General features: G+C 54.6%; 1 protein-coding gene. It reads left to right on the forward strand.

What is annotated here, in order from left to right; all coding sequences use genetic code 11:
- The first annotated feature begins 12 nt into the window (after window positions 1-12).
- Window positions 13-20100: a non-ribosomal peptide synthase/polyketide synthase gene (locus HGH92_RS25575; RefSeq protein WP_168873649.1), complete on the forward strand. Its 20088-nt coding sequence runs from the start codon at window positions 13-15 to the stop codon at window positions 20098-20100.
- The last annotated feature ends 10 nt before the right edge of the window (window positions 20101-20110 follow it).

Genomic DNA, 20110 nt, shown 5'->3' on the forward strand with positions numbered 1-20110 from the left:
AATCTCAGCACAATGCCAAGTTTAAACGTCAACGATATTGTAGCCCTCCTGCAACAGGCTGCTGAAAATGGAGTCACCTTATCTTTTGAAAACAACAACCTGTTACTGGACATCGCGGAAGACAGGGAAATCGACGAATCATTTCTTACGAAACTAAGACAGCATAAAGTACACCTGATCGAATACCTGAAGCAACAGGGCGACGGACAGGCATATACCAACGAGATAACCCCGCTGGCAGCCATCTTTGAAGGGCATGTTCCGTTGTCGTTCAGTCAGGAACGCCTCTGGTTCATCGACCAGTTGCAGGGCAGCGTGCAATACCACATGCGGGGCGCTTTCCGGATCAATGGCCGCCTCGACACCGCTTCGCTGGAACGAACGTTCCAGGCTATTGTTAATCGTCATGAAGTACTACGCACTGTCATCCTGCAGGAAGAAGGCCGCCCGTATCAACATCTGCTTCAAAAAGACACCTGGCATATGGGACTTACGGATGATGACCGGTACCGTGAAGATCCGGAGCAGTTGCATGCCTACATTACCACCTTGTTCAATATACCTTTCGATCTCTCAAAAGACCATACTTTCCGGGCACATTTGATCAAACTGGCGCCGGATGTACATATGCTGGTGATCGTGATCCACCACATTGCTGCCGATGGCTGGTCTCTGTCTGTGCTGATCAATGAAATGGTAAAGCTGTATGCCGTTTATTCCAGCGGACATGCAGATACCACACAGCCGCTGCCTGTGCAGTACGCTGACTATGCGTTGTGGCAACGTAAAAACCTGCAGGGGATATTACTGGATAAAAAACTGGCCTACTGGCGTAAAAAATTATCCGGGACCACCTTACTGGAATTGCCTGCAGATGGCGACCGTGGTATGTTGAAAAGCACCCGCGGCGCCATGATCACTTTTACGATCAATACAACACTCACGGAGCGGTTGCGGCAACTTTCCCATGAACGGCAAGCCACGCTGTACATGACGCTGCTGGCTGCATTTAAAGTGTTGCTGTACCGCTACAGCGGCGTGGAAGACGTCTGCGTGGGCGGCGCAATAGCTGGACGGATGCAGAAGGAAGTGGAAGGGCTTATCGGCTTTTTTGTCAATACCCTGGCGCTCAGAAGTGACCTGGGCGGCAATCCTGCATTTACGGATTTTCTCGAACAGCTGAAAAATACCATGCTGGACGCATATGAGAACCAGGAAGCGCCCTTTGAAAAAGTAGTGGAGATGATGGGAGGGGAAAGGGATATCAGTAAGAACCCGCTCTTCCAGGTGATATTTGTGTTACAGAACGCGCCTCAGATGCCGTCGTTGAAACTGGGAGACGCCACCATCAGCCGCGAACCGGTGAAACACATTACCAGCCTGTTCGATCAGTTCTGGTCGCTCGAAGAAAATCAGGAAGGCCTCAAAGTGGAACTGGAATATTGCGTGGACCTTTTCAGCGAAGCCACCATGCAACGCATGGTCACCCATTACCTGCAATTGTTGAATGCTGTGGTGGACAACCCCACGGGGCAGGTAGGCTCCTTCGATATACTGCCGGCAGAAGAGAAGAAAGCGGTGCTGCATTCGTTCAACGATACAGCCGTGGCCTATCCTGCCGGGCAGACGATCACCGCCCTGTTTGATCAGCAGGCGCAGAAAACACCGGGAGCCATAGCCTTGTCTTTCGGCAGTGAACAACTGACCTACAGGACACTGGAAGACCGTGCCAATCGCCTGGCGCAATACCTGAAAAATCTGGGTGTTCGTCCGGGTATGTTCGTGCCTTTATGCCTGGACCGTTCTGTGGAACTGATCATCGGCATCCTTGGCATTCTGAAAGCCGGCGGCGTATATGTTCCCATTGATCCGGAATATCCCAAAGAGCGTATCCGCTTCATGTTGCAGGATACCGGGGGCAACAGGATACTCACTAACACAGCCTATCAGGCGCTCCTGCTGGAGGCGGCCCCGGATGCGGTACTGCTGTGCACCGATCAGATGACGGCCGCACTGGAAGCGCTGCCCGGAATACCGGTGCAGACCAATCTTACCGCGGACGCAGTGGCCTATGTGATGTATACTTCCGGTTCTACCGGTAAACCCAAAGGCGCACTGGTAACACATCGTAACGTGGTAAGCCTGGCCACCGGCGGTAATTTCGTGCCGCTCGGCCCGGATGATGTATTGTTGTCTACCGGCTCTCCTTCCTTTGATGCTACCACCATAGAATACTGGGGGATGTTGCTCAACGGTGGTCAGCTGGTCATGTGCCCGCAACATCATTTTCTCGATAACCGCCTGCTGCGGGATGAGATCCGCAACCGGAAAGTCACCAAGATGTGGTTTACCGCCAGCTGGTTTAATCAGTTGGTGGATGACGATATACAATTGTTTGAAGGGCTCGCCGTGGTGATGGTGGGAGGAGAGAAACTGTCGGAGGAACATATCCGCCGCTTCCGGGCGGCATGGCCGCAGACGACCGTTATTAACGGTTACGGTCCTACGGAGAATACCACGTTTTCCCTTACTTATCCCATTGATACTTTAATACGCGGTAAGAGCATTCCTATCGGCCGTCCGTTAGGCAACCGTACCGCTTATGTGCTGGATGCTTTCGGTAACCCCGCGCCGATTGGCGTAGCAGGGGAGTTGTATGTTGGCGGCGCCGGTGTTTCGGCGGGCTATCTGCATCAGCCGGAACTGACCGCTGAAAAATTTGTGGCCGATCCATTCAGTGGCGAACAGGGCGCCCGGCTGTACCGCACCGGTGACCGCGCCCGCTGGCTGGCCGATGGCACCGTGGAATACCTTGGCCGTATAGACGACCAGGTGAAAATCCGCGGTTACCGCATAGAACCCGGCGAGATAGAAAAAGTACTCAACAGCCTCGATGAAGTCACCGCCGGTGCTGTAGTGGTAAAACAACAGGCGCCCGGTGAAAAAAGACTGGTAGGCTATTATATCCCGGACCAGCAGGCTATACGAAGAAAAGAAGCACAGTTGTACCTGCAACAGGTGGAGACATGGAAGGAGCTGTATGAAACAGCCTACACCAAAGCAGAAGAGGTGCCCGATCTCGACGAGGAGTTTAACATCACCGGCTGGAACGACAGCTTCACCGGCGGCGCCATTGCGCCTGAACTGATGGCCCAGTGGTTACAGGATATCACCAAAGTCATCCTCGCAGAATCACCCAAACGGGTACTCGAAATAGGCAGCGGTACCGGTCTGATTTATTATCAGCTGGCGGGACATATCGACCGCTACATCGGCACCGACTTCTCCAGCGTATCTATGGCGCAGATACAGCGAAGAATAGATAAAAAAGAACGTACCTACCCGGATACCACGCTGAAGCTGTGCGCGGCACACGATGTGACAATCGATGAACAGGAGTCCGTCGATACCATCATCCTTAACTCCATCGTACAGTACTTCCCGGGAGAACAATACATGACGGACGTCCTCACCAAATGTGTGTCCCTGCTCAAAGGCAATGGTACCATCATCATTGGCGACGTCCGCGATCTTCGCCTGTTGCCGTCTTTCAAGCGCCGGCTGCAACTGGCTGTGCTACAGGACAGGACCAACATCCGTGAATTTAACTGGCAGGTGGAACAAGAGGTGCTGAAGGAAGAAGAGCTGTGTTTCTCTCCGGCTTATTTTTATCAGCTGGCCAACATCTTCCCGGAGATCACGCATATCAATATTCAATGGAAAGAGGCCGATTACAGTAATGAGTTGAGCCTTTACCGTTATACGGTCATCATACATGTAGGGAAGGAAAAGAACGTACTTCGTACCAACTGGCAGTCGTGGGATGCGCTGGAAGACAAGAACAGCGTGCTCGACGAGCTGACAGCGGACCATGATATCATCGCTTTAAAAGACGTGCCTAACCCAAGGCTCTGGAAAGAAAGGCTGCTGGACCTGGCGCTGCGAAGCAAGGCAGTGGAAACGGTACGGGAGCTGGCGGCTTTCAGTACCAAAGCAGACCCGGAAACCCGCATGGTGCAGGAAATCATCCGCCTGGCCAAAGCCAAAGGTTATCACTATCGCCTGCTGGTACATGAAGATCCGCTGAAGGCAGACCTGGTACTGGAACGGCATCCTTTTGACGGTATCATCGAACGGGCCACAGTGCCTGCAGTCGCCGCCACTACGCCCAGGACGAGTGTTCCGCTGTTCCCCGATATCTGCGCGCTGATACAGCGCGATATCCGAGAAACGATGGCCCGGCTGCTGCCGGATTATATGGTCCCTACTGACTTTGTCGCCCTGCAGCAGTTACCGCTGACCAACAACGGTAAGACAGACCGCCGCTTCCTCAGCGAGCGGGAAGACCTGCAGCGCAAAAGCAACATCCATTACCAGGCGCCGGTAACGCCCACAGAGCGCGAGCTGGCTGCTATCTGGACAGACCTGCTCCGGGTGGATACCATCGGCGTAAAAGATAATTTCTTTGAATCGGGAGGACACTCCCTGCTGGCCACCCGTGCGGTGTCCGCTATCAGAAAAGTGCTGAATGTGGAAATGGCGGTAAGGGACTTCTTCCTGTACCCGACCATCAGTCAACAGGCCGCTTATCTGGACCAGCAGGACAGAAGCCGTCTCCTGCCACCAGTACTGACCGGCCGTCGCCCTTCCCTGATACCGTTGTCGTTTAGCCAGGAACGTTTGTGGTTTATTGATGAACTGGAAGGCTCATTAGCCTATCATATGCCACTGGCGCTGCGGCTGAAAGGCGCGCTCAACAAAGAAGCGCTGGTAAAAGCCCTGCAGGCGCTGGTGAACCGCCACGAGATACTGCGCACCGTTATCCGCGAGAAAAACGGGACCGCTTATCAGCAGGTAATGGACAAAGACAAATGGCAGATGGACGTATCGCAGTGGGACCTGCGCCTAACTGATACGGCTACCCTGCATAAGCATATCCTGTCGGTGATCAACACGCCGTTCAACCTCTTGGAAGACCATATGCTGCGCGCCCACCTGATGGAAGGCGCCCATGAGGAATACATCCTCGTGATGGTCATGCATCATATCGCCTCCGATGGCTGGTCTGTTTCCATACTGGTAAATGAACTGGCGGCTTACTATGAAGCCTATACGGAAAACAGCCCGGCGGCAGTAGCTGAACTGGAGCTGCAATACGCTGATTTCGCTGTTTGGCAGCGCAACTGGCTGACGCCGGAAGTGCTGGAAACACGATTGGAATACTGGAAACAACAATTGGAAGGCGTAGCGCCGCTGAACCTGCCCACCGACCGTACCCGTCCGGTGGTGCAGAGCAGACGTGGCAGCATGGCCACCTTCAAAATAGAAAACATTCTGAAGGAACAGTTAAAACAACTGGCGCAACAACAGGACGCGACCCTGTTTATGACATTGCTGGCAGCTTTTAAAGTACTGTTGCACCGTTACAGCGGACAGGATGATATCTGCGTGGGCAGCCCCGTTGCCGGCAGGATACAGCAGGAGGTGGAAGGACTGATCGGTTTCTTTGTGAATACGCTGGCATTGCGCAGCGATCTGGGAAATAATCCTTCCTTTACGACCTTGCTGCAACAGGTGAAAGAAACAACACTGGGCGCCTATGATCACCAGGAAGTGCCTTTCGAAAAAATAGTGGATGCCGTTGTTACCAGCAGGGACCTGAGCAGAACACCGTTGTTCCAGGTAGTCTTCGGTTTACAGAACATGCCGGACATCCCGGCGATCAGCCTCGGCAGCGTGTCTGTGAAGGAAGAAGTGTTTGAACATACCACAGCGCAGTTTGATTTAAGTTTCTCCGCCATCGAGAACCGAGACGGTATCGAGGTGAACGTGGAATATTGCAGCGACTTGTTCGACCATCGGACAATTCTCCGTTTGTGGCAGCATTTTGAACAGCTGCTGCGCAGCGTGGTGCTGAAGCCGGAAGAAAAAATCGGTTTGCTGCCCATGCTCGCCAAAGGAGAACGGGAACAGTTGCTGGAGACCTTCAATGCCGCGGCTGTCGGTTATCCCAAAGAAAAGACCATCGTAGACCTGCTGATGGAACAGGCGCTTCGTACGCCCGGCGCCGTAGCCGTATCGCTCGATGGAGATACGCTGACGTACAAGGAATTACATGCCCGCTCCAATCAGCTGGCACACCATCTGCGCGAAAAAGGCGTGAAGGAGGATACACTGGTGCCTATTTGCATAGAACGGTCGCTGGAAATGATCATCGGCATCCTGGGCATCCTGAAGGCCGGTGGCGCGTACGTGCCCATCGATCCGGACTATCCGGAAGAGCGTATCCGCTTTATGCTGGAAGATACCGCCGCTACGGTAATTGTTACCAGCAGCAACTGCAAAGACAAAGTAAAAACCGGTCGTAAGGACGTCGTGCTGGTGGCCGCAGATAAAAAACTGCGCACGCCTGCTGCCCATAAGGCAGCGCCGCCGGTAACGCAATTGACGCCTTCCAACCTCGCCTACGTGATTTATACCTCCGGTTCTACCGGTAACCCCAAAGGCGTGCTCATAGAGCATCGCAACGTTGTACGCCTGTTTGAAACGGACGCGCCGTTATATGACTTCAACAGTGATGATGTGTGGACCATGTTCCACTCTTTCTGCTTCGACTTCTCTGTCTGGGAAATGTATGGCGCGCTGTTTTACGGCGGCCGCGTGGTAATAGTGCCTAAGCCGGTAGCGCAGGATGCTATTGCTTTCGGCGAGTTACTGCTGAAAGAAAAAGTGACTGTCCTGAACCAAACGCCTTCTGCTTTCTATGTATTGCAGGACTACCTGACAGGTGTAGCGGATAAAGTACCGGTGCGTTATGTGATCTTCGGCGGAGAGGCGTTGAATCCCGGCAAAGTACAGCCATGGCTGCAGCGCTATAGCGACTGCCGTCTGATCAATATGTATGGCATTACCGAAACCACGGTACACGTCACCTACCAGCCGATCGCATTGCATCACGCCAACAGCGGCAGTGTGATAGGTGTGCCTATTCCGACCCTGAGCCTGTATATCCTGGACCCTTACGGCGGACTTGCGCCGGCCGGCGTGGCAGGAGAGCTGCATGTAGGCGGTGCGGGACTGGCGAGAGGTTACCTCCATCGTCCGGAACTGACCGAAACAAGGTTTGTGGCCGATCCTTTCAGCAATGATCCTGAAGCCCGTATGTACCGCACCGGTGACCTCGGTCGCTGGTTGCCGGACGGCACGGTGGAATACCTGGGCCGTATAGACGATCAGGTGAAAATCCGTGGCTTCCGTATAGAGCTGGGTGAGATAGAAAGTGTAATGACCAAATGTGAACTGGTGAACCAGGCGGTGGTGCTGGCAAAAGCGGACAGCAAGGGCAATAAACGCCTGGTAGGTTATGTAGTGCCCAATGGCACCTACGACAGGGCTGCTATTCTGGCTTATCTGAAAGATAAACTGCCGGATTACATGGTGCCTGCCATCCTGGTGGAATTGGATAAACTGCCGCTGACCCGCAACGGTAAAGTAGATAAAAAAGCGCTGCCCGATGCTGACGCCGGTGCGGTGCTGGCCAACGAATACATTGCGCCGCGCACCGACACAGAACGTGCGCTGGCACTTATCTGGAAAGACCTGCTTGGTGTAGAACGGGTAGGGCTGCACGATAATTTCTTTGAACTGGGAGGTGACTCCATTATTACGATACAGGTGGTAAGCCGCGCCCGTCGCGCAGGGTACCATTTACATCCACGCGATCTCTTCCTGCATCAAACCATCGGCAGTCTGGCAGCTATGCTGGGCGCCGGTCAACAGACGGAGAATGCCGGCGAACAGGGCACGCTCACCGGAGAAAGTGGCCTGCTGCCCATTCAGCAATGGTATTTTGACAGTGAACCGCCTGCCGTATCACACTACAATCAGGGCTTATGGGCGAAGATCGACAAGGACGTCACACCGGAGGCCATGGCTACTGCCATCGCCAGCCTGGTCCGTTACCATGATGCGCTGCGCTTTACGTATCAGCAACAGCCTTCCGGCTGGAAGCAGCATTATGGCCACACGGAAGGCGCCCTGGAGGTGGTGGACCTGCGGGCGATATCATCCGCTGCGTTGCCCGAACAGGTATTATCATATGCCGAAGCTGCACACCGCAGCCTGGATATTACTGCCGGTACATTGTTGCACGCCACCCTGTTGTTAACGCCTTCGGCGGAAGCTCATAACCACCTGTTGCTGGCGATACATCACCTGGCGGTAGACGGCGTGTCATGGAGAGTTTTACTGGAAGACCTGGTACTGTTGCTGAAAAACAAGGACAACAAACCGGTAGAGGAAGTGCTGGGCGCCAAAGGTACGTCTATGCGCCAATGGCAGGAAGCACTGGCGGCCTATGGCAATCAGCTGCTGCTGACCAGTCAGCCGGCTTACTGGGAAAAGATCGTCGGTCGTTATACGCCGCTGAAAAAACAAAAAGACAATTCACGGCCTGTTACGCTGAAGGATATACGTCAACAGCAGGTGCGACTGGACGCAGCGAAGACAATTGCGCTGCTGCAGGAAGCACCGAGGGCCTATCATACTGAAGTCAATGATATACTGTTATGCGCACTGGCACAGGCGGTGGCGGAATGGAATGGCCAGCAACAGGTGATTATCGGCCTGGAAGGCCATGGTCGCGAAGACATTGCCAAAGGCATCGATACCACACATACAGTAGGTTGGTTTACCTCGCTGTATCCGGTGTTGCTGGATGTGGCAGGAAAACAGGACACAGGCGCCGCGCTTAAGTCTGTCAAGGAACAGCTCCGCCAGGTGCCCGACAGGGGCATCGGCTTCGGGGTATTGAAATATCTCGCCAAAGCCCCTGCATTGCAGGGTAAAGATTCATGGGACATCGTGTTCAACTACCTCGGTCAGTCAGACCGGGTGGTAAGTGAAGCAGGGCCTGTCCGCCATGCGGATGAGTTACCCGGTCAGGCTATGTCGCCGGATTATCCCGTGCATGAAAAAATAGCAGTCAACAGTATTATCCAAAACGGGGAACTGGTGCTCGACTGGAGTTACAGCACCCATCATTTTGAAGCAGCAGACATCGCCGCGTTGTCCGCGCTGTATCTGAAGCAGCTGGAAGAACTGATTGCCCACTGCTCATCCAGACAGGAAGCTGTTTTCACGCCATCCGATTTCGGGTTGGGCAATGTTATCAGCATCGCTGAGCTGGATACCTTTATGGCAGGCAGTTTCCGGGGCGCGCCAAGACAAGGGCAGGTGGAAGGCATCTACCGCCTCAGCGGCCTGCAGGAAGGGATGCTCTTCCACGGACTGTATGACAAACACAATGCTGCCTATATAGAGCAACTGGGATGTGATCTGGAAGATCCGGACATCAGCCTGCTGCAACAGAGCTGGAACCATCTGCTGGGCCGCTACAGCGTACTACGCACCGGTTTCTACTATGATGAGTTCAGCATACCGCTGCAATGTGCCTATGAGCAGGTGCAAATGCCTTTTGAGCTGCTCGACTACAGCCACCTGGACGCAGCGGCGCAGCAACAGGCGCTGAAAGATTATGAGGTAGCCGATCAGGAGAGAGGTATCGATTTCACCGAGGTGCCGTTGATGCGCGTGGCGCTGATACGCCTGGCAGACAAACGTTACCGCATGTTATGGACGTTCCACCACATCCTGTTTGACGGATGGTCACTGGCGGTGCTGCTGGAAAACCTGTTGGATACCTACGAAAGACTGTCAGCCGGACAACCTGCAGGCACCTACGAAAAAGATCGTTACAGTGATTATATCCACTATGTGGAACAGCAGGACAAAGCACAGGCGTCAGCTTACTGGCAGGGCTATCTGAAAGATGCAGACGAAGGAACATTACTGCCGTTTATTCCTGCTACTGCTGCGCGTACCAAAGGTGCCGGTGTCTATAAAGCGGTGAGCGTATTACTGGACAAGGATACTACCACTACACTGACCCGCTTTGCGCAACAGCAAAGGGTAACCATCAATACCATTATGCAGGGCGTATGGGCGTTCCTGTTATCCAGATATACCGGTCGCAATGAAGTGACCTACGGCGTGACCGTTTCCGGCCGTCCGGAAGACCTGCCGGGCGTAGAGCAACGCGTTGGCCTGTATATCAACACGCTGCCATTGCATACGTCAGTACAGGAAAACAGCCGCATGGTGTCCTGGTTGCAGGATATACAAGCCGCTCAGCTGGAAAGCAGGGAGTTCCAGTATACCGGTCTGGATACCATCCAGCGTGGTGCAGGTATTTCCGGCGATTTGTTTGAGAGCCTGCTGGTGTTTGAAAACTACCCGGTCGGCAAAGCCGTAGGGGCCGATCATTGGCGTCTTCGGGTAGACAATGTGTCTGTTCATGAGCATACCAACTATCCGCTGGATATTATCATCGAAGCAGGAGAAACGACCAGCGTCCGTTTTAATTATAATTCAGACATCCTGTTGGAAGGATATGTAAAAGCGATCGCAGGACATTTTGAACAGGTGCTGTTGCAGATCATGTCGTCCGGCAATGTACTGGTGCGCGAGCTGGAATGGTTGACAAACACAGAGCGCGAACAGCTGCGTGTATTTAATGACACCGCGGCAGACTATCCGCAGGATAAAACGCTGGTCAGCCTCTTTACCGAACAGGCCGGCCGTACGCCGGAAGCTGTCGCTACTGTTTTTGAAGAAGAAACATTGACTTACCGTCAGCTGGAAGAGCGTTCCGCGCAACTGGCAGCTTACCTGCACAGCAAAGGAGTAGGCAAGGAAACGCTGGTGCCGGTTTTGCTCGAACGTTCCAATAACATGATCGTAGCTATCCTTGGCGTGATGCGTGCCGGCGGCGCTTATGTGCCTGTAGACCCTTCCTATCCGGAAGACCGCGTGCATTATATGTTGAAGGACACCAAAGTGAAGGTGGTATTGGGTGACAGCCGGACAGCTGCTTTAGTGCCTGCCGATGTTACTGTGATCAGGCTGGACACCGACTGGGCCGCCATCAGCAATCTCCCTCCGCTGGCGCCGGATGTGAAGATCACACCCGACAACCTCGCTTATGTAATTTATACTTCCGGTTCTACCGGCAATCCGAAAGGAGCGATGAACGAGCACAAAGGCGTGGTGAACCGCCTACTGTGGGCGCAGGATTATTTTGGCCTGTTACCGCAGGACGCTGTATTGCAAAAGACCACCTTCAGCTTCGACGTGTCTGTATGGGAGTTGTTCTGGCCATTGATCTCCGGCGCGAAACTGGTGTTCGCCAAACCGGAAGGGCAGAAGGATGCAGACTACCTGCAGGCGGCTATCCGGCACTATGGCATTACTACCATTCACTTTGTGCCTTCGCTGTTAAATGTGTTCCTGGAAAATATTACCAACGGCGCCTGCCCGTCACTGCAGCGCGTGCTGTGCAGTGGCGAAGCCCTGAAACCCCAACAGGTGATGGCTGTGCGGGAAAAACTGCCGCATGTGGAGCTGTATAACCTGTACGGCCCTACGGAGGCGGCGATAGAAGTCACCTGCTGGCACGCGGCCAAGGCCGGTCATGTCGATATTGTGCCAATAGGCAGGCCGGTAGCCAATACGCAGCTTTATATCCTGGACAAGTCCGGTCATCTGCTGCCTCCGGGTATTGCAGGCGAATTGCATATCGGCGGCGTACAGGTAGCCAGAGGTTATCTGCACCGCAACGACCTGACAAAGGAAAAATTCGTGGCCGATCCTTTCAGTCAAACTGCCGGCGCTACCCTGTACCGTACAGGTGACCTGTGCCGCTGGCTGCCGGATGGCAACATCGAATACCTGGGCCGTATAGACGACCAGGTGAAGATCCGCGGTTTCCGCGTGGAACCGGGCGAGATAGAAAACGCGCTGCTCGATTCGCAACTGGTCAGCGATGCAGCTGTCGTGGTAAGAGAAGACGCCGGCGGACATAAACGCCTGATCGGCTATGTGGTGCCCGCAGCAACATTTGACAAAGAAGCGATCCTGTCCGCAATCAGGGAACGGTTGCCCGAATACATGGTGCCGGCCATCCTCGTGCCGTTGACAGCTATTCCGCTTACCGCCAGTGGCAAGGTAAACCGTAAAGCATTGCCTGATCCGGATTTTACAACGGTAGCGGCCGGCGAATATACCGCGCCGCGCAATGAAACAGAAGCATTGCTGGCCGGCATATGGCAACAATTACTCAACCTGCCGCGTATAGGCGTTTACGATAATTTCTTTGAATCCGGTGGCGATTCCATCATCACCATCCAGGTGGTAAGCCGCGCCAGAAGGGCCGGCCTGGAATTCCAGCCCCGCGATATATTTACGCATCAAACCATTGCCGCGCTGGCAACAGCACTGCAATCCCGCAGCCAGACAGTGTTGGCAGGCGAACAAGGCCTGTTGACCGGCGCCAGCGGCCTGCTGCCTATTCAGCAGTGGTACCTGGAAACAGCCGGCCCCGATGTGCCGTACTTCAACCAGAGCGTACCGCTGACCATCAGCAAACAAATAGGTGCTGATACGCTGGCTGCTGCGATCAAACAATTACTGGCCACACATGACAGCCTTCGGTTCAGGTACACCTACACCGGCGGCCATTGGGAACAGGCCTATGGCGACTACGAAGGCGTACTCGATGTGGAAGACCTGCAGGCCGTGCCGGCAGAGCAATTGCCAGACCGTATGGCGCAACTGGCGCTCCACTATCACGGAACGCTCAGCCTCGAAAGCGGTATTCTCGTCAGGGCAGTGCTGGTACAAACACCGGCAACGGAAAAAGACAACCGCCTGCTGATGGTGGTGCATCACCTGGCTGTGGACGCGGTGTCCTGGCGTATTCTCCTGGAAGACCTGGAACTGTTGCTGCAAAAAGGCCCTGGGGCATTGACGATGCCGAAAGGCACTTCATACCGCCAATGGCAGCAGGCATTGACCAGCTATGGCCAGTCCGCCCGCCTGCAAAGTCAACTGCCTTTCTGGGAGCAAGTGAAAGAACGTCATCTGCCGCTGCGGACAGACTTTAACAGCAAAGCCGCTGTAACGGCATCGGACATACGTACACAGGAAGTACGGTTGAGCACTGCCTTGACACAACAACTCCTGCAACGCACCACTTCCGCCTACCGCACGGAGGTAAATGATCTCCTGCTGGCCGCATTGACCCGCACCCTCTCCACCTGGAGCGGCGGGGCCGGCACTGTCATCGGCCTCGAAGGCCACGGCCGTGAAGACATCGCCACTGGTGTGGACACCAGCCGCACAGTAGGCTGGTTCACTTCATTATATCCTGTGTACCTCCCTGCCGCCGAAGGCGAAGGGCCGGACGCACTGCTGAAAACAGTGAAGGAAAGCCTGCGTAAGGTAGCCGATAAAGGTATTGGCTACGGTGTGCTGAAATACATCAATAAAACGACGTCGCTGCAAGGCAGCCATCCCTGGGATATCATCTTCAACTACCTCGGACAGGTGGATAATGTGACACAGGGCGGTAGCTACCTCGGTATCGCCCATGAATCTTCCGGCGCCGGCATGTCCCCGGAGCTGCCTGTCAACGAGAAGATGGGCGTGGACTGCATCGTACAGGGTGGTGAACTGGTGGTACAATGGAAATACAGCCAGGCACACTACGACCCTGCCACGATCACACAACTGGCGGCAGATTATCTTTCTCAGCTGGAGGCTCTGATACTGCATTGTGTGGCTCAACAGGAAACAAAAGCCACACCGGCTGATTACGGGTTGGGACGGGAAATCAGCTGGCAGGAACTGGACCGCTTCCTGGACACGCCACACAAAGGTGCAGCGCGAAGGAAACAGGTGTCCGGCCTGTACCGCCTCAGCGGATTGCAGGAAGGGATGCTTTTCCACGGGCTCTATGATGGCGAAAGCGGCACCTACATCGAGCAGTTTATCTGCGACCTGGAGCAGTTGCGCCCGCACGCCTTTATCCAGAGCTGGAACCGGTTGCTGCAACAATATACCATCCTGCGTACCGCATTTTATTACGACGAATTCAGCATCCCCGTACAATGCGTTTACGAACAGGTGGAAATACCGGTCACAATACTGGATTACAGGCACCTGGACAAAGCCGCACAGGAAGAGGATTTTGCTGCCTTTAAAGCAGATGACCTGCGCCAGGGATTTGATTTCCGTGAAGCACCGCTGATGCGGCTTACACTGGTGCAGCTGCAGGACAATAACTACCGGATGTTATGGACATCTCACCATATCCTGCTGGATGGCTGGTCATTGCCGGTACTGGTAGACAGCCTGCTCAATACCTACGAGCTGCTGGTGACGGGAAAAGAACTGCCTGCCGTAACAACAGACCATTTTGAAGATTATATCCGTTACCAGGAGAAGCAAGACAAAGAACAACTGGCCGCCTTCTGGAAACAATACCTGCAAGGCGCGACCGAAGGTACCTTGTTGCCCTTTATCGATGCGGCCACCGCAAGGACCAAAGGCAGCGGCGTGTACCTGGAACACCAGCTCGCACTTGACCGTACCCTCACCCAAAAGCTGACCGCTTTCGCGCAGCAACACCATATTACCACCAGTACACTGATGGAAGGCGTGTGGGCGTACCTGTTATATCGCTACACCGGTCGTGATGAAATCTCCTACGGCGTTACGGTGTCCGGAAGGCCGGATGACCTGCCCGGTGTGGAACAAAGGGTGGGACTGTATATCAATACCCTGCCGCTTCATACCAACGTGGATGAAAAACAGAACGTTGTAGCCTGGCTGCAGGCCATACAGGAAGGCCAGCTGAAAAGCCGCGACTACCAGTACGCCAGTCTGAACGACGTACAACAATGGACCGGCGCAGGCAGCGATTTGTTTGACAGCTCCATTACCTTCCAGAACTACCCGGTCAATGAAGTACTGGAATCCCGCAAATGGGCGTTGAGAATAAGAAATGTAGAGATACATCCGCATACCAACTACCCGCTGACTATTATCATTGCTATCGCAGAACAAACATCGTTGTTGTTTGCCTATAACAGCGGACTGCTGCCGGAAGCGGCTGTTCGTATGATAGCAGGGCATTTCCAAACAGTATTGGAACAGCTGGCGACACAACAGGTGGAAATACTGGCGGACATCGAACCGCTGACAACAGCCGAAAAAGCTGGGCTGATCAATACTTCCAGGGTAGACTATCCAAAAGACGCTACTGTTGTGAGCCTGTTTGAAGCACAGGCAGACCGTGTGGCACGGGAAACCGCCGTCGTATTTGAAGACGACAGCCTTACCTGGCAGCAGCTGGAAGATCGTGCTAACCAACTGGCCCGTTACCTGCGTAACCTGGGCGTACAGCCCGGGGAACTGGTCCCCTTGTGCATAGAGCGTTCGGTACATCTCATCGTGGGTATGTTAGGCATCCTGAAAGCCGGTGCGGCTTATGTGCCTATAGACCCCGAGTTCCCGGCAGAGCGGACCGCTTTTGTACTGAAAGACACCGGCGCCCGTATTGTGGTGAGCAGCGATGCCTGCGCGCAGCTGTTGCCGCAACGGCCTTCACTTCAGGTCATTGCCATTGATGGTACGTCCGCGAAGATCAGCGTGCTGGATACCGCCCGTATAGGCGCTGTCGTTAGCCCTGACAGCGTAGCCTATGTGATCTATACTTCCGGCAGTACGGGGCAGCCCAAAGGCGTATTGGTCACCCATGGCAACCTGGTGGACTATACGTACGGCCTGAAAGCGGCCACGCCACTGGATACATGCCATACCTTCGGCCTGCTATCCAGCGTAGCGACAGACCTGGGCAACACGGTGATCTTCGGGTCCCTGCTGACAGGTGGCGCACTGCACCTGTTCTCCAAAGATGCTATCAACGACCCGGAGAAAATCAACCGTTACCTGCGCCGTCATCCGCTGGATTGCATCAAGATTGTGCCTTCCCATTGGAAAGCGCTCTGCTCGGGCGATACGCTGCTGCTCCCTGAAAAGCTGCTGGTATTTGGCGGTGAAGCATTAGAGGGTGGCGTGATAGACAGTATCCGCGCAGCTAAGGCAACTTGCACCGTCGTGAACCACTACGGCCCAACGGAGACGACTATCGGAAAACTGTTGCACGTGGTGAGCGCCGATAAGGTGTACGGGAAAACCGTACCGATCGGTAAGCCCTTCTCCAATACCAATGTTTACATTGTGAGCCCGGCGGGTAAATTGTGTCCGGCGTGCGTGCCGGGAGAGCTGCTGATTGGCGGCGCCGGCGTGGCCAAAGGTTACCTCCATCAACCAGCCCTCACTGAAAATAAATTTATCACTGACCCATTTCAGCCAGGCGCCGGCCAGCGGCTTTATCGCACCGGCGATCTGGTGAAATACCTGCCCGATGGCAATATCCTCTTCCTGGGCCGTATAGACGACCAGGTGAAGATCCGGGGATACCGCGTGGAACCAGGGGAAATAGCATCCGTGCTGGCTGCCTTTGACAATATCAGTCAGGCGGTGGTGATGGTGAAGACAGACGCCTCCGGTGACAAGCGCCTCGTGGCCTACGTAGTGCCCAACGGCGAGTATGACCGCGAAGGCCTGACAGCCTATATCCGCCAGGAACTGCCGGATTATATGCATCCTTCCGCCGTAGTGGTGCTGGACCATTTCCCGCTGCTGCCGAACGGTAAAATTGACCGTAAAGCGCTGCCTGATCCGGAAGTCGCCGCTACTACCGGTGAGGACTATACGGCGCCGTCTACGCCAACGGAAATTAAAATGGCCGCTATCTGGGCCAGACTGCTGGACGTGGAACAGGTGGGCCTGCACGACGATTTCTTTGCACTGGGAGGACATTCTCTATTGGCCATCCGCCTGATCTCTGCCATCCGTAAAGAACTGACAGCAGAAGTGGTGATCGGCGACGTATTTGACTATCCCACCGTCAAAGCCCTGTCGGCCCGCCTCGAGGGCAACCGTGTGGACACTACGGTGCCTGCGGTCGTGAAACAGGAAAGACCGAAACAAGTGCCGCTGTCGTTTAGCCAGGAACGTTTGTGGTTCATCGACCAGATGGAAGGCAGCGTTCACTATCACGTACCGGTGGTGTTACGCCTGAAAGGCGACCTGCAGCCGCAGGTGCTGGAAGACGCGCTCCGGACAATCGTTGACCGCCACGAAGTATTGCGCACTGTCATAGAGCAGGAAGACGGACAACCCTTCCAGCGCGTGAAGCCTGCGGGCAACTGGCGCCTGGACAGGATCAGCCGTCCTACCTATCTGAATGATAAGGAAGCCTTGCATGAGGAAATAGCCCGGTTGGTAGCAATACCGTTCGATCTGCAACATGATCACATGCTGCGCGTACACCTGATCTCCCTGTCTGAACAGGAACACCTGATCGTGGTGATACTCCACCATATTGCATCCGACGGATGGTCAAACACCATCCTGGTGGATGAACTGGTGGAACTGTATGCCGCCGGCGTGGAAGGACGTACACCGCAACTGAAGGCATTGCCCGTACAATATGCAGACTATGCCCTCTGGCAAAGGAACTATCTCTCCGGCGATGTGCTCGAAGAACAATTAGGGTACTGGAAACGCCAGCTGGATGACGTAGCGCCGTTACAGCTGCCTACGGACTTTACCCGTCCGGCTGTACAAAGCAACCGTGGCGCACGTTTCTGGTTCATGCTGGATAAAGAGCTGACCGGCAACATACGGGCACTTTGCCAGGAAGAAGGCGTGACGTTGTTTATGACGCTGCTGGCAGCTTACAATGTGCTCCTGCACCGTTACAGCGGACAGGATGATATATGCGTGGGCAGCCCGGTAGCCGGCAGAACACAACATGAGTCTGAAGCGTTGATAGGACTGTTTATCAATACTATCGCGCTGCGCGCCGATCTGCGTGACAACCCGGTGTTCTCTGCTTTCCTGCAACAGGTGAAGGCCACTACGCTTGGCGCCTTTACGCATCAGGAAGTGCCTTTTGAGAAGATCGTGGACGCCGTAGTGAAAGACCGTGACGTGAGCCGCACGCCACTGTTCCAGGCAGCGTTTGTGTTACAGAACGCACCGGCGGTACCTGAACTGAAACTTCAGGACGTACAATTTGCCATAGAAGATATCCCTTACACCTCTACCAAAGTAGACCTCAACTTTACGCTGGAAGAAGTGGGAGAAGAGCTCAGGGGTTGTGTTGAATACTGTGCTGACCTCTTCCGGGAAGATACTATCCGGCGGATGGCCCGGCATTTTGAGCAGCTGCTGCGTACCGCAGTGGCCACACCGCAGGCCAGCATCGGTACTATGTCCATGCTGAGCAGTGCGGAAGAAACGGAGCTCCTGCATACATTCAATGCTTCGGCTGTTGATTATCCGCTTAACAATACCATCATTGATCAGTTGAAGGTCCAGGTAGAACTGCAACCAGAAGCCACCGCGCTGATATTCACAGGCCAGCATTTAACCTATCGTGAGCTGGACGAACGCGCGGCGCAGGTAGCGCACTACCTCCGCAGCAAAGGCGTTGCCAACCACTCGCTGGTGCCCATCTGCCTTGAACGTTCGCTGGAAATGATCATCAGCATACTGGGCATCCTGAAGGCCGGTGCGGCCTATGTGCCCATCGATCCGGAATACCCGGCAGACCGTATCAGCTACATGCTGGCAGATACCGGTGCTGATGTGATGGTCAGCAGCAACAGCTGCAGCAGCAAACTGCGTGTAGCCAATCCCGATGCGACCATCGTGCTGGTAGATGAAGAAGCCGCCGCCATCGGCAATTGCCCGGTAACTGAACCGGCGAGACTGCCGGCACCGGGAGACCTGGCTTATGTGATCTATACTTCCGGATCTACCGGTAAGCCCAAAGGCGTAATGCTGGAACACCGTGGCGTGGTAAACCTCGCCCTCAGCCAGCGCGATGCCCTGTGGCTGAAGCCTGGCATGCGTTCTCTCCAGTTTGCCTCTTTCGGTTTTGACGCTTCCTGCTACGAAATATTCAATACCCTGCTGAGCGGCGGTATCCTGGTGCTGCCGCGCAAAGAAGACCTGCTGTCGGCCGATAGCTTCGCGGAACTGGTGAATACCCAACAGGTAGACCTGGTAACACTGCCGCCTTCTTACCAGCATATTATCAAAGACGTGTTAGGACCGGTGAGGACCATCGTGTCTGCGGGAGAGCCGCTGAACCGCGAAGACGGCAAGTACCTGCAAGGCAAAGGCATCCGGCTGATTAACGCCTACGGGCCTACGGAGAATACCGTTTGTACCACGCTCACCGACCAGCCTATACGGGAAGATAATGTGGTGACCATCGGTAAGCCTATTGCCAATGTAAACGTATACATCCTGGACCGCTATGGCGCTTTGTGCCCCATCGGCGTGGCAGGGGAGATGTGCATCGGAGGTGCTAACCTCGCCCGTGGTTACCTCCATCGCGAAACACTGACCAGGGAGAAATTTATCCCGCATCCTTTCAGTACTGTGCCGGGCGCCCGCCTGTACCGCACGGGAGATACCGCCCGCTGGCTCGCAGACGGCAATATCGAATACATCGGCCGTATAGACCATCAGGTGAAAATACGCGGCTTCCGTATTGAGCTGGGCGAAATTGAAACCGTCCTGCAGGAATGCGCACTGGTAAACGAAGCCGTAGTGCTGGCAAGGGCCGATGGTGCCGACAACAAACGGTTGGTGGGTTATATCGTGCCGCAGGGCGACTTTGACAAGGAAGGCATCCTCAGTTACCTGAAGGAAAAACTGCCGGAATACATGGTGCCTGCCCTGCTGATACCCATGGAACAACTGCCGGTGACTGCCAGCGGTAAAATAGACCGCCGTGCCCTGCCTGATCCGGACGATCTGCACAAAGGCACCTTCGTTGCACCCCGGGATACCATGGAAGAAGACCTGGCCACTATCTGGCAGGAACTGCTGGAAGTACCACAGGTAGGCATATACGATGATTTCTTTGAACTGGGCGGCGACTCGCTGCTGGCGGTAAGGGTGGTGGCCCACCTCAAACGGAAGCTGGCCATTCAGCTCTCTGTCAGCAAGCTGTTTGAATGTAAAAACATCGCGCAGCTGGCCGCCTACATCCAGGCGGTGACGACTGCCGCCCCAACCGAAAGTGATGCCGCCTATGATGTACATGAGCTGTAAGTCGGTATCC

Origin of the sequence: Chitinophaga varians (genome assembly GCF_012641275.1) — a bacterium.
Classification (GTDB): Bacteria; Bacteroidota; Bacteroidia; order Chitinophagales; family Chitinophagaceae; genus Chitinophaga; species Chitinophaga varians_A.